We start from the raw sequence: 12,890 nt of genomic DNA on the forward strand, positions 1-12,890 counted from the left end.
TGCTTGACAGACGATGAGTGAGCATTGACACAACGGCTCGGCTGAACCCCGCGTGTCAATCGTCGGCGTCAGGAGCCCTTGAGCTGGCCGTTCGTCGCAGCCGCCGCACCTCACCCACCCGGCAGTGATCAGCTTCGTCCTGCGGCCGTTCGGTCAGTTCGTCCCGGGCGAAGACCGCTCGTCGCACGCCGATGACCGCTGCTCGCCGGTGACCGCTTCGCGCGGCAGGTCAGTCCGGCTCCATTCGCCCGTTCACCGCGGGCGAATCGACCGGCCCGGCCCGAGCGCGAGCGGTGGCGGGCCCGAACCCGGTGAGCGGCCCTGCACCCGGTGCCTCGACGACCACCAGCGCGTCCCAGCCGTCGAAGCGGCAGTCCCGGATGCGGGCACGCATGCGCTCGGCGATCCGGCGAGCGTGCGCACACGCCTCGGCACTGCCCCGGTCGGCGTGACCGGCGGCGGCGAGTGCGGCCAGGTCCGCCGCGTTCGCGGCCCGGTGCCGTGTCACCACGGCACCGCCCAGCAGCCACAGCAGACCGGCCACCACGAGCAGGCCCGCGATCGCACCAGCCGCCCACACGGTTGCCGATCCGCCGTCGGGCTCATCCGCTGGCCGCGGCACCGGCGCCCGCCTCCCGTTCACCTGGCTCCAGTTCGGCGAAGGCCTCCGCCCGCACCGCGACGCCCGGCAACGCGCTCATCGCTGGAGCCTCGACCGTCACCTCGACGGTTCCGTCGCGCGTTCGCACGTCGAGCGTGGCACCGCCGGGAGCGAGCCTCCGGACGGCCTCCTCGGCGAGCGCGGGCTGTCCGCGCGCGAGGTGCCTCGCCGCTTCCATCGCCGCGTCGGTGCACCGCACCTGCTTCGAGATCGCCATGATCCCCATGAGCACGAAACCGAAGACCGTCAGGAGCGAGCAGAGCGCGATGGCGCCCTCCACAGTGGCGGTGCCGCGGTCGCCCGCCCTTCGGAACCGGCGCATCAGAAGCTCACCGAGATCGCTCGCTCGATGAGCGAGGTGAGCGCGCTGACCACCGAGTCGCCGGTGATCACCGTGTAGAGGAGCGCGGCGAAGGCCGCGGCGGCCAGCGTGCCGATGGCGTACTCGGCGGTGCTCATTCCGTCGTCGGAGCCGAAGAGGTCGCGGGGCTGCGGACCGCGTCGGCGGAGCAGGGTGTTCATGGTGGTGGTTCCTTTCTGTTGAGCGGGGTCAGAAAACGGTCAGCCGTTCGGCGAGGCCGAGGACGACGGGGACGACTCCGAGACAGAGGAAGGCGGGCAGGAAGCACAGGCCGAGCGGCCCGGTGATCAGGACGCCCGCACGCTGCGCGCGGGCCTCGGCCTCGTCGCCGACGGCGGAGCGCGCTCGTTCGGCCATTCCCGATGCCACCTCGGCGAGTGCGCTGCCAGAGCGGGCGGTGCGGCACGCCGCACGGGCCAGCTCCGCGGTCGAGGGACAACGGCGCGACGGTTCCCACGCTTCGGCTGGTTGGGCGCCGAGAGCGAGGAGGTCGGCCGTCGCCCGCAGCGCCGCCGCCTCCTCCGGCGGCGCCGTTCCCGCGACCGCCCGGACGGCCGTCGGCACCGGTAGCCCCGCGGTGAGGCAGGCGGCGAGCAGGTCGCCGGTCGCGGCGAGTCGCAGCGGATCCGCCGAGGGGGCGCGGTCACGGGAGAGCAGCCTCCGAACGGCGAACCCGGCGAGCGCACCGGCCGGCAGCGCCAGTGCCCAGCTCCCGCCCGCGGCCACCAACACCGCCGCGGCGACGGCCACACAGCTGGCGCGCCCTGTCGGAGAGCGCGTCGTCCGTACCGGCGCGGGCGTGGCCCGTCGGGGAGCCGGGCGAGGTAGTACCGCACGCAGGCGGTTGGCCCGGGGCGGTGGGGCTACCAGCGCCGCGGTGCCCAGCAGCGCCGCGATGAGGCTCGGCGTGGTCACCGCGACCACCCCCGCAGCCCGGATCGCCACAGGGCAGCCGTGCTCCCTGGCCGCTCAGGTTCGGGCGACGCCGGGACGGGACGCACTATCCCGCGAGATCGGCTCACCGCCTCCGAGAGGAGCAGCGGCAACACCACCATGAGGGTCGACCACCCCCGGAGCCTGGATCGCCACAAAACAGCCCTGATCACCAACCGCCCGCGTCCGGGCGACACCGGGACGAAACGCAGTACCTCGCGAGATCGGCGCGGTGTCCCCCGCGGTGGCAGCGTGCTGACCGCGCTCGGCCGAGTCATCGCGGCAACACCCGGTTCGTGAGGGCAGCGCTCCAGCACACCCCGGCAAGCACCAGTGCGGAACCGAGAACGAGCAGGAGCTGCCCCGCCGAGGTTGTACCGAGCACGTGAAGCGGCCGCGCGCCCATGGCCTCGCCGAGCAGGATTCCCGCCGCCGGCAGCATGGCCAGGATCCCCGCGCTGGCGCGTGGGCCCGCCATGCGGGCGTCGACCTGGTTGGCCAAGCGGACCTTGGCATCCACATCGCGTTGGACGGCGTCGAGCACGGTCGCGAGCGGCAGGCCGTGCTCGCGGGCGAGGGACCAGGTGCGGGCGAGCTGGGCGAGTACGTCACCGCCGGGGCTCGAGGCCGACCGGGCCAGTAGCGCACCGTCCAGATCTCCGCCGAGCCGGGCCGAGGCCGCGACCGCGCGCAGTGCTTTCGCCGTAACGGGATCGGCATCCGCCGCAGCGGCTTCCGCAGCGGTCGCGGGATGCGCCCCCGCGCGCAGGTCGCCGACCATCGTGCGTACGGCCTCGGCAAGCGCGGCCGCTGCCTCGACCCGCGCCCTCGCTCGGCGGCGGGCGCGCCGTTGCAGGAAGACGGCACACACCAGTAACAGCAGGGCGACCGCGACAGCCGGGCCGAACAGCACGATGGCCAGAACCGAACCGACGGTCGGCAAGGCGACGGCCCACCGCTTCGGGTCGAACCGATGCCGCGGGACCGGGCACCCCCGCGCACGGAAACGGGCGAGCCTGCGGGACCCCGTCGGCGGCGGCCAGCTCAGCAGAGCGAGCGCGGCACTGACCGCGGAGCAGGTCAGCACGGCACCTCCACTCCCTTCGCGACGAGCAGATCGGCCACCAGCTGCTTGCGCGCGGTCCAACCGGAGGGCCGCCACGCTGGCGCGACCCGCACGGTGTCGCCGTCACGCTGCACGATCCCGATCTCGGCGAGCACGCGACGACCGTCCGGCAGGCGGCGCATGTGGAGCACGAGCTGCACGGCCGCGGCGAGCTGACTGTGGAGCGCGGAACGGGAAAGCCCGCCGAGAGCGGCAAGCGCCTCCAGCCTGGCAGGCACCTCGCTCGGCGAGTTGGCATGGAGAGTGCCCGCGCCACCGTCGTGTCCGGTGTTCATCGCGGTCAGCAGCTCGCAGACCTCTCTCCCCCGAACCTCCCCCACCACGAGACGGTCGGGGCGCATGCGCAGTGCCTCGCGCACGAGTTCGCGCAGCGTCACCTCGCCAGCGCCCTCGACGTTCGGCGGACGGGCGACGAGCCGGACGAACTGCGGATGCGAGGGCTGCAGCTCACCGGCGTCCTCGACGCAGACGATGCGCTCCGCAGGCGACACCTCGCCGAGCAGCGCCGCGAGCAGCGTGCTCTTGCCCGATCCGGTGGCCCCGCTGACGAGGAAGGCCAGCCGCGCGGAGACGGTCGCGCGCAGCAACGCGAGCCCGTTGTCGTCGACGGTGCCGAGCCTGCGGAGCGCGCGCAGGTCGTGCACCGCGGGGCGGAGTACCCGCAGGGACAGGCAGGTACCCTCTGCCGCGATCGGCGGCAGCACAGCATGCAGCCGCACCCGGCCGTGCGGACCCGTGCCGGGCAGCCAGCCGTCGACGAACGGCTGCGCGTCGTCGAGCCTGCGGCCCGCGGCGAGCGCGAGACGCTGGGCGAGCCGCCGGACGGCCTCCTCGTCGGTGAAGCGCACCTCGGTCCGGCGCAGGCCCTGCGTGCCGTCGACCCACACCTCGTCGGGGGCCGTGACGAGCACGTCGGAAACTCCGGGATCGGTCAGCAGCGGTTCGAGTGGCCCTGCGCCGACGAACTCGTGCCGGAGCAGGCGGAGCGCGTCGAGGATGTCCAGATGTCCCGCCACGCCGCCGGTTTCGGCGCGCACGGCATCGGCGACGGCGCGCGGATCGGTGCCGGAGCCCGCACCGGCGAGCCGTTTGCGAACGCGCTCGACCAGCGCGGTGTCGGCCGTCGCGCTCGACTGTCGTGAGTGGACTTTGGTCGCATCCATCGGGACCCCCTCGGATCGGCTGTACGTCCACGATCGAGGGTGCAGCGAGGCACCACAAGACACATTTCACAAGGCTGTGGATAACCGGTCCGATGTGGATAACCGCGGTGAACGACGTGTCCGATTCCCGCCGGACCACAGCGAGGGAAAGAGCGAAGCTGTAGCCATGGAGCGAAGAATCGACCACAAGGTCGCGCTGGTGACGGGCGGCAGCCGGGGAATCGGTGCGGCGATCGCGAGCCGCCTCGCCGAGGACGGCGCCGACGTGGCACTGACCTACCAGCAAGACGAGGACCGGGCACACGCGGTGGCCGACCGGATCAAGGCGGCGGGGCGGCGGGCGCTCATCCTCCGCACGGACAGTGCCGACGAGGCAGCCGTGGCGGCGGCCGTCGACTCGGCCGTCACCGAGTTCGGCAGGCTGGACGTCCTCGTCAACAACGTCGGCAGATTTCCCGTGGCACCGCTGGAAGAACTCGACATCGCGGAGTTCGACCGGACCATCGCCGTCAATGTGCGCGCCCCGTTCGCCGCGGCAAAGGCCGCGGTGCGGCACCTGACCGACGGCGGACGGATCATCAACATCGGCAGCAACGTGGCCGAACGTGCGGTGTTCCCCGGGATGTCGCTGTACTCGCTCAGCAAAACGGCCCTCATCGGGCTGACGAAGGGACTCGGCAGGGAACTGGGGCCGCGCGGCATCACCGTGAACCTGGTCCACCCGGGGCCGACCGATACCGACGCCAACCCCGCCGACGGGCCGAACGCGGACACGATCCGCGGCTTCACCTCGCTCGGCCGTTACGCCCGACCCGACGAGATCGCCGCCGCGGTGGCCTTCCTCGCCGGGGACGGCGGCGCGTACGTCACCGGCACGGTGCTCAATGTGGACGGTGGCTTCAGCAGCTAGCGAGTGTCTCCAGCACCGCACGGGCCGCGGTGCCGAGCGCACCGCCCGGTCGTGGGTTGAACACACCGCGTTCGACGGCGCGCGCGAGCCTGCGCTCGGTACGGATCCGGCCGAGCAGGGGCACGCCCACGGCGTCAGCGACGTCGTGGGCGGTCAGCCCGTCGGGCGCGGGGCCGCGCGCGAGCACGCGCACCTCGCCGGTCAGCTCACCGAGCCGGGCGAGTACCCGGGTCGCCGCGACGCACGCCCGTACTTCGGCCGGCACCACCAGCACCACCAGGTCGGCGCGCCGGAGCGCCTCCTCCGAGGCGGACTCGGTCTGCCGGGGCACGTCGCAGACCACCACCCGGCCCGCTCGCCTGCCCGCTTCGACGACGGCCGCGACCGCGTCAGCCGTCGGACCGGGCCCCTCGCGGTCGCACGACAGCACGGAAAGCCTTCCCTCGCCGTGCTTCCTGGCCGGAAGGGCGGCTTCCAGCGCCGACAACGACACCCGCCCCGACCGCACACGCAACTGCGGCCAGCGCACGCCCTCCGCGCGCTCGGACCCGAGCAGCAGATCGACGCCCCCGCCGAGCGGATCACAGTCGACGAGTAGCGCGGAACCACCGGTCCTCGCAACGCGAAGCCCCACGCTCGCGGCGAGCACCGACGCGCCCGCCCCGCCGCATCCACCGACGACGGCCAGCACCTGGCCCTTCCCCTGGCTCGGTCCCTCAGCGACGTCCGCGAACGCGGCGACCAGCGTGTCCTCGTCTTCCGGGAGGGCGACGACCTTCTCGACGCCGAGCACGAACGCTCGCTGCCAGGACGCCGGGCCGGGAGCGCCCTTGCAGACGAGCAGCACCCGTTCGCGACGCGGCAACGCTTGGCCGGGGTCGTCCACGAGAACGGAGTCGTCGATCAGCACGAGCGGGGCGTCCGCCCACGACTCCCGCGCCGCGTCGAGATCGCTCACCCACTCGCTCTCGCACCCCACCGCTGCCGCGATCCGCTGGATCTCGTCGGCAACGGCGTCGTCGCGCGCCACGACGAGCGGACGGTCGGCCTGCTGCACTTGTTACCCCCAAAACCCGGTTCCCGATCGCGTCCCACGGTCACGCGGCGCGCGGGGGCACGGCAAGCCCGAGTTCGCGAACCTGTGGACAACCGCCCCGCTGTGGACAACTCCGTGGATAAAGGGGCGGCCCCCGCCAGGGGGGAGGAGCGGGGACCGCCTGGGGTTCAGTCCCGGGGGGTCGGACTGAACCGGGGTCCGGCTGAACCGGACTCTTCAACTCTAACGCCGGCAACGCCGGTCTCGTGCCGCCGAGTACCGCAATTCGGTAACGGCGCGGAGGCTCCATTCCGTTGTCGCGGCGTGGCGGGAATCCCCTGCCTGACACCCATCGTCGCCGATCGCTCACTCGCCGGGTAACGGTGGCCGGACACCAGATCACTATGGTGGAACCGTGGCCGAACCCAGCAGCTCACCGCGGAGCACGTCAGGAGCACCTGCCTCGGTGGCGGCGTTCTTCGACCTCGACAAGACCATCATCGCCTCGTCCAGCGCGCTCGCGTTCAGCAAACCCTTTCTCCGCCAGGGTTTGATCAACCGGCGCGCGGCGCTCAAGAGCGCCTACGCACAGCTGATCTTCTCGCTGTCCGGAGCCGACGCCGACCGTACCGAGCGCCTGCGGGCGGCGATCTCGGCACAGTGCGCGGGCTGGGATGTGGCCCAGGTACGGGCAGTCGTCAACGAGACGTTGCACGACGTCGTCGCTCCGCTCGTGTACGCGGAGGCCGCGGAGCTCATCGCCGAGCACAAGGCGCGCGGCGAGGACGTGATCGTGCTGTCCGCGATGGGCGAGGAAGTGGTGGCGCCGATCGCCGAGATGCTCGGCGCCACCAGGAGCATGGGCACCCGGATGGAGATCGTCGACGGCCGCTACTCGGGTGAGCTGGAGTTCTACTGTTACGGCGAGCAGAAGGCCGTGGCGGCGAAACGCTTCGCCGCCGAGTACGGCTACGACCTCACCGCGTGCCACGCCTACACCGACTCGAGCACTGACGTGCCCCTGCTGGAGGTGGTCGGGCACCCGCACGCCGTCAACCCCGACCGGGCGTTGCGCAAGCTGGCCGTCGAGCGCGACTGGCCCGTGCACTCGTTCACCAACCCGGTCTCGTTGCGCGCCCGTATCCCGGCGCCGTCGCCTGCCGTGATGGCGGTGGGGCTCGGAGTGGGCGCGGTGGCCGCGGGGGCGACGCTCTACGGATTGTCGCGGCGTCGCCGTAAGGACGCCCCGTAGACCACCCGCCCGGCGGCTTGTCCGGCTTGGTGTGTCACGGAAACAGACCTGCTCACACACGTGAAAGTCACTGGATCGCGGGTCTGTACCGGTGCACTTCACAGCACTCTTGAAGTGACGGCCATCACTCGGTAGAAAGGAGGTGCGGACATCGAGTCGGCCAGGGATCCGGCGAAGATAAGCCCGATCCACCCCGATCGATCTCCGTGCGCGGACTCCGGGCACCCACGCTGGGCACGCCGCGGGAGGCTTGTCGCCGAGGGACTGCGTACCGGGACGCCGGACGCCGAGACCCCATTGAGTGCGACACAAGTTGCAGCTTGGTCACCCGAGCAGTCCGCGCGAGCAGGCGGCGCCCGTTGACGCTCAGCGTCACGGGCGCCGCCAGCGTATGCGGCCGGTTTTCCCTCGGTAGTGCCGCCTTTCGGTCGTTGACCGGCTCCCGTTTCGTTAGTAGCTTTCCGGCGTCGGCGAGTTCTCGTGGAAATCCCACGAACGCACACGCCCTGGGAGGCTTTCCGTGACCATCCCCCGCGCCCGGCACAGGACGACGTATGCCAGGAAATGCGCCACCGCCTCGATCGCCGGACTGCTCGCGGTGACCGCGAGTGCCGTGCCCGCCGCGGCGGAGGACCCGCGGCCGGACAGCTGGGCCGAGGAGACGCTGAGCAGGCTGACCCTCGAACAGAAGGTGGGCCAGCTCTTCGTCGCCGACGTGTTCGGCAAGCGCGCGGACGAGGCCCACCCTTCGAACCAGGAGAAGTACGGCGTCGACACCCCCGCCGAGGTCGTGCGCCGCTACCAGGTCGGCGGCGTCATCTACTTCAACAACGCGGGGACCGACAACGTCGACGGCCCCACGCAGGTCGCGCGCCTCTCCAACGGACTGCAGCGCGCCGCGGTCTCGGCGGAGCCGCATGTGCCGCTGGTGCTGTCGATCGACCAGGAGGGCGGGCGCGTCACCCGCATCGGCGACCCGGCCACCGAGTACCCGAGCGCGATGGCGCTCGGCGCGGGCCGCGACGCCGACGGCGCCCGCACCGCCGCCGCGATCAACGGCGCCGAGCTGCGCGCGATGGGCATCGCGCAGGACTTCGCGCCGGACGCCGACGTGAACTCCAACCCGCTCAACCCCGTGATCGGCTCGCGGTCCTTCTCGGCCGATCCCACGCTGGCGAGCGAGCTGGTGGCCGCGCAGGTGGAGGGCTACCAGAACTCGGGCAGCCCCACTGAAACCGTGTCCGGTGCGGCGAAGCACTTCCCCGGCCACGGCGACGCCGCCACCGACAGCCACACCGGCCTGCCCACGATCGAGCGCACGGAACAGGAGTGGCGCGAGATTGACCTGCCGCCGTTCCGGGCCGCGATCGACGCGGGCGTCGACTCGATCATGACGGCGCACATCGCGGTGCCGAGTCTCGACCCGTCGGGCGATCCGGCGACGCTGTCGAAGCCGATCATCGACGGCCTGCTGCGCGAGGAACTCGGCTACGACGGTGTCGTGGTGACCGACTCGCTGCAGATGCAGGGGGTGCGCGAGCTGTACTCCGACGCCGAGATCCCGGTACGCGCGCTGGAGGCCGGGGTCGACCAGATGCTGATGCCGCCGGACCTGGGCGTCGCGATGGAGGGCGTGCTGGACGCGGTGCGCGGCGGCAGGCTCACCGAGGAGCGGATCGACCAGAGCGTGCTGCGGATCCTGGAGCTCAAGGCCAAGCGCGGGATCGTGGAGAAGCCGTTCGTGAACGAGCGGGCGGTGGAGCGCACGGTGGGCAACCCCGAGCACCTCGCGCGGATCCAGGAGGTCACCGACCGGACGACGACCGTACTCCGCAACGACGCCGGCGTGCTTCCGATCGCCGAGGCGGGCAAGGTGCTCGTGACTGGCTGGAACCGGCCCGACTACCCCGGCTATCCGGCCGAGCCGGTCGACGCTCTCGCCGACGCGATCGGCCCGTTCGCGACGCCCCTGCCCACCGGCACCAACCCCGACGCGGCGGCCATCGACCGTGCCACGGCCGCTGCTACCAGCGCAAACGTCGTGATCGTGTTGACGAACAACTTGCGCGGCAGCGAAGGCCAGCAGGCGCTCGTCGAAGAACTCATGGCCACCGGCAAGCCCGTCGTGGCAGTGTCGGTTCAGGAACCGTACGACCCCGGGTACGCGGATGTGCCGACGTGGGTCGCCACTTACGACTGGCGGAGCGTGACCATGTCCTCCCTCGCGAAGGTGCTCTTCGGCGAACTGTCGCCGCAGGGCAGGCTTCCGGTGACGATCCCGGCCGGGGACGACCCCGGCACGGTGCTCTACCCATTCGGCCACGGACTGACGTGGTGATGGTCAACAGGCGGCTCTTCCTCGCCGCGAGCGCGCTGGCGACCCCGATGCTCACCACGGGATCGCAGCTCGCCACGGCCGCGCCGATCCCGCAGGCTGGCAGGGTCACGCCCGGCGCCGACGTGCTCGCCGCGGAGGGCTGGCAGCGCCTCGCCGGGCGAAAGGTGGGCGTGCTGTCCAACCCCACCGGTGTGCTCGCCAGCCGCGACCACATCGTCGACTCGCTGGTCGCTGCCGGGATCCGGCCGGTCGCCGCGTTCGGTCCCGAGCACGGGTTCCGGGGCAGCGCGCAGGCGGGCGGTTCCGAGGGCGACTACGCCGACCCGCGCACGGGCGTTCCCGTCTACGACGCGTACGGGGCCACGGCCGACTCGCTCGCCGCGATGATCACCAAGGCGGGTGTGGACACGGTGGTGTTCGACATCGCCGACATCGGCGCCCGCTTCTACACCTACATCTGGTCGATGTACACGGCGATGGCCGCCGCCGCGCGCACGGGCGCCGCGTTCGTGGTACTGGACCGGCCGAACCCGGTGGGCGGCAAGGCCAGGGGGCCGATGCTGGACCCCGCGTTCAGCTCCGGCGTGGGGCTCAAGCCGATCGTGCAGCAGCACGGCATGACCGTGGGGGAGCTGGCCCGCCTCTTCGACGCCGAGTTCCTGCCTGACGACGGCGGCAGCCTGGAGTCACTGGAGATCGTGGAGACCCAGGGCTGGCGGCGTTCCCAGCTCTTCGCCGAGACCGGCCTCGTGTGGACGCCGCCGAGCCCGAACGTGCCGACCGAGCAGACCGCGCTCGTCTACCCGGGCACGTGCCTGTTCGAGGGCACGGTTTTCTCCGAGGGGCGCGGCACCACGCGACCGTTCGAGATCGTGGGCGCACCCGGTGTGGACTGGCGGTGGCGTGAGGCGCTGACGGAGGAACACCTGGCCGGGGCGAGCTTCCGGGAGACCTACTTCGTGCCGACGTTCGGCAAGTTCTCCGGCGAGACGTGCGGCGGGGTGCAGCTCAGCGTCACCGAACCGCACGCCTTCGACCCCGTCCGCACTGCCGTCGCGATGCTCGTGACGGCCAAGCGGGTGCATCCGCGGCTGTTCGGCTGGCGGCCGGACAACTTCATCGACAAGCTCGCCGGCTCGGCGCGACTGCGCACGATGGTCGACGCGGGCGCGGGCACCGACGAGATCGTCGGGGCATGGCAGGGGGAGCTCGCCGAGTTCGAGCGCAGACGGCAGGAGTACTTGATCTACCGATAGGTGGGGACGATCGTGCGGGGGAGAATTGCGGCGCTGGCCGCGGTCATGGTGCTCACGGGAGCGACGGCGATGGCTTCTGCCCTTCCTGAGGACGGCGGGCGGTTCGACCGCCCGAGGGAGGGCTTCGCCCCCGCGTCGACCGTGCTGATGGAGGCCCTGCCGGAGCAGGCGGGGCTGGACCCCGAGCCGATCAGGGCCGCCGAACGGCAGCTCACCGGCTGGACCCGGGCCGACGCCGCCGACGGGCATCCGCTGTTCTCCGGGGCCGTGGGCTTGCTCGTACACAACGGCCTGATCGTCGACACCCACGCCACGGGCGGCGCCGTGCGCTACGCCGACGGCAGCGGGCGGGAGCTGCCGAGGTCGGAGCAGGTGCCGATGCGCGCCGACACGATCTTCGACATGGCGTCGGTGACGAAACTGTTCACGTCCATCGCGGTGATGCAGCTCGTGGAACGCGACCGCGTGGACCTCGACGCGCCCGTCGCCCGCTACCTGCCCGAGTTCGGCGTCAACGGCAAACGGTCGATCACCGTCGAGCAGCTGCTCACCCACACCTCGGGGCTCGAACCGTTCCTGCTGCTGTGGCGCGACTGGCCGGACAAGGCGTCGCGCATCAAGGCCGTCATGAACGTCGCGCCGCAGAACGAACCCGGCAGCACCTACACCTACTCCGACCTCAACCTGATCACGCTGGGCGTGCTGGTCGAGCGGCTCACCGGGTCCACGTTGGACAGGGTGGTGGCCGAACGGATCGCCCGGCCGCTCGGCATGACCGACACCGGCTTCAACCCGCCCGCGTCGAAACGCGACCGCATCGCCGCCACCGAGTACCAGACGGAGCCGAGGCGGGGCATGATCCGCGGCGAGGTGCACGACGAGAACGCGTGGGCGCTCGGCGGCGTCGCCGGGCATGCCGGGGTGTTCTCCACGGCGACGGACATGGCCGTGCTCGGCCAGGCATTGCTGAACGGCGGAACGTACGCGGGCGAGCGGATCCTCAGCGAGGCGAGCGTGCGCGCCATGTTCACCAACTACAACGTCGACTTCCCCGGTGACGACCACGGGCTCGGCTTCGAGCTGAACCAGCTGTGGTACATGGGCGGGCTCACGTCCAAGGTCACCGCCGGGCACACCGGATACGCCGGAACGTCGTTCGTCGTCGACCCGAAGTCCCGCTCGATCGCGATCCTGCTGACCAACCGCGTGCATCCCAGTCGCGAGTGGGGCTCGATCAACGTGGCCCGGCAGGCGTGGGCGACCGCGCTCTCCCGTGCGATGGCGGTGCTGCCGGCCGAGGGGCGCACGTTCTGGTTCAGCGGACTCGGCGACGACAGCACCGCAACGCTGACGACACGGCCCATTACGACGGGTGGCCGTTACACGTCGGTGCGGTTCTCGGCCTTCGTCGACTGTGAGCAGACGGACCCGCTCGTGCTCGAGGCGAGCACCGACGGCACGACGTGGAAACCGGTCACGGTCACCGCGACGGGTCCCGGCGCACCGCGGGAGGCCGTCCCTTTTCTGGCCGGAACCGATCACCGCGCGTGGTGGTCCGTGCGCGCGGAGCTTCCGCGCGCTGAAAATCTCACTCTTCGTTGGCGATTCACAACAGATGGGAACTACACGGCCCGCGGTGTGGCCATCGACGCCATCGAGGTGGCCGACGCAGAAGGCACTCTGCTGGACGGGGAGCGGAGCCCCGACGCGTTCGACGCCGTGGGCTTCTCGTTGCACAGCCGGTAATTAGTTGCGAAGTCGTTAGCCTGGGGAGGTTAACGACCACGACCCGGTTGGCGACTTTCTCAGCAACTACGAAGCAGCAGCACGGGACGTGGGAACACTCTCAGGTTG

The 12,890-nt window shown here is 71.5% G+C and carries 12 protein-coding genes; 5 read left to right on the top strand and 7 right to left on the bottom strand.

The genetic code is table 11. The annotated features are described in order from the left end of the window. Positions 1-229: 229 nt before the first annotated feature. From DI005_RS03555 to DI005_RS03580, 6 genes are all read right to left on the bottom strand, one after another. Positions 230-643: an Rv3654c family TadE-like protein gene (locus DI005_RS03555; RefSeq protein WP_112264936.1), complete on the bottom strand. Its 414-nt coding sequence runs from the start codon at positions 641-643 to the stop codon at positions 230-232. After that, the gene (locus DI005_RS03560; protein WP_112264938.1) at positions 603-983 is read right to left on the bottom strand and encodes a TadE family type IV pilus minor pilin; all 381 of its coding nucleotides are present in this window, start codon (positions 981-983) and stop codon (positions 603-605) included. The genes DI005_RS03555 and DI005_RS03560 overlap by 41 nt, the downstream gene beginning before the upstream one ends. Next, positions 983-1,183 (bottom strand): DUF4244 domain-containing protein, encoded by a 201-nt coding sequence (locus DI005_RS03565; protein WP_112264940.1) that lies wholly within the window; start codon positions 1,181-1,183, stop codon positions 983-985. Before DI005_RS03565 ends, DI005_RS03560 begins: the two co-directional genes overlap by 1 nt. 28 nt (positions 1,184-1,211) lie before the next feature. Further along, positions 1,212-1,937 carry a type II secretion system F family protein gene (locus DI005_RS03570; RefSeq protein ID WP_233519975.1) on the bottom strand — a complete coding sequence of 242 codons (726 nt, stop codon included), beginning with the start codon at positions 1,935-1,937 and terminating at the stop codon, positions 1,212-1,214. Between the two features lie 292 nt (positions 1,938-2,229). Next, positions 2,230-3,042, bottom strand: coding sequence for a type II secretion system F family protein (locus tag DI005_RS03575; protein ID WP_113641253.1), 813 nt, complete (start codon positions 3,040-3,042; stop codon positions 2,230-2,232). Beyond that, the gene (locus DI005_RS03580) at positions 3,036-4,244 is read right to left on the bottom strand and encodes a TadA family conjugal transfer-associated ATPase (RefSeq protein WP_113641254.1); all 1,209 of its coding nucleotides are present in this window, start codon (positions 4,242-4,244) and stop codon (positions 3,036-3,038) included. Before DI005_RS03580 ends, DI005_RS03575 begins: the two co-directional genes overlap by 7 nt. Before the next feature lie 166 nt (positions 4,245-4,410). Here DI005_RS03580 and DI005_RS03585 point away from each other — a divergent pair, with 166 nt between their 5' ends. Beyond that, the gene (locus tag DI005_RS03585; protein ID WP_112264948.1) at positions 4,411-5,154 is read left to right on the top strand and encodes a glucose 1-dehydrogenase; all 744 of its coding nucleotides are present in this window, start codon (positions 4,411-4,413) and stop codon (positions 5,152-5,154) included. Here DI005_RS03585 and ssd read toward each other — a convergent pair. Beyond that, a complete protein-coding gene (gene ssd / locus DI005_RS03590) occupies positions 5,144-6,211 on the bottom strand; it encodes a septum site-determining protein Ssd (RefSeq protein WP_113641255.1) in 1,068 nt (355 codons plus the stop codon). The genes DI005_RS03585 and ssd overlap by 11 nt on opposite strands. A 394-nt stretch (positions 6,212-6,605) precedes the next feature. Here ssd and DI005_RS03595 point away from each other — a divergent pair, with 394 nt between their 5' ends. The 4 genes from DI005_RS03595 (at position 6,606) to DI005_RS03610 (ending at position 12,782) form a co-directional block, all read left to right on the top strand. Next, the gene (locus tag DI005_RS03595; protein WP_112264952.1) at positions 6,606-7,442 is read left to right on the top strand and encodes an HAD-IB family hydrolase; all 837 of its coding nucleotides are present in this window, start codon (positions 6,606-6,608) and stop codon (positions 7,440-7,442) included. 520 nt (positions 7,443-7,962) lie between these two features. Beyond that, the gene (locus DI005_RS03600) at positions 7,963-9,780 is read left to right on the top strand and encodes a glycoside hydrolase family 3 protein (RefSeq protein WP_113641256.1); all 1,818 of its coding nucleotides are present in this window, start codon (positions 7,963-7,965) and stop codon (positions 9,778-9,780) included. Next, entirely contained in the window at positions 9,777-11,036 is a 1,260-nt protein-coding gene (locus tag DI005_RS03605; RefSeq protein WP_113641320.1) for an exo-beta-N-acetylmuramidase NamZ domain-containing protein, read from the top strand. The genes DI005_RS03600 and DI005_RS03605 overlap by 4 nt, the downstream gene beginning before the upstream one ends. A gap of 45 nt (positions 11,037-11,081) precedes the next feature. Further along, on the top strand, positions 11,082-12,782 hold the full coding sequence (locus DI005_RS03610; protein WP_112266603.1) for a serine hydrolase domain-containing protein: 1,701 nt from the start codon (positions 11,082-11,084) through the stop codon (positions 12,780-12,782). Positions 12,783-12,890 lie beyond the last annotated feature (108 nt).

The organism is Prauserella sp. PE36, assembly GCF_003311655.1.
GTDB classification, from domain to species: Bacteria; Actinomycetota; Actinomycetes; order Mycobacteriales; family Pseudonocardiaceae; genus Prauserella_A; species Prauserella_A endophytica.

What these genes read in the sequence shown, in the direction of transcription:
- DI005_RS03560 (WP_112264938.1), bottom strand. Translation starts at nt 983, where the DNA reads ATGCGCCGGTTCCGAAGGGCGGGCGACCGCGGCACCGCCACTGTGGAG.
- DI005_RS03565 (WP_112264940.1), bottom strand. Translation starts at nt 1,183, where the DNA reads ATGAACACCCTGCTCCGCCGACGCGGTCCGCAGCCCCGCGACCTCTTC.
- DI005_RS03610 (WP_112266603.1), top strand. Translation starts at nt 11,082, where the DNA reads ATGGTGCTCACGGGAGCGACGGCGATGGCTTCTGCCCTTCCTGAGGAC.
- DI005_RS03585 (WP_112264948.1), top strand. Translation starts at nt 4,411, where the DNA reads ATGGAGCGAAGAATCGACCACAAGGTCGCGCTGGTGACGGGCGGCAGC.
- DI005_RS03580 (WP_113641254.1), bottom strand. Translation starts at nt 4,244, where the DNA reads ATGGATGCGACCAAAGTCCACTCACGACAGTCGAGCGCGACGGCCGAC.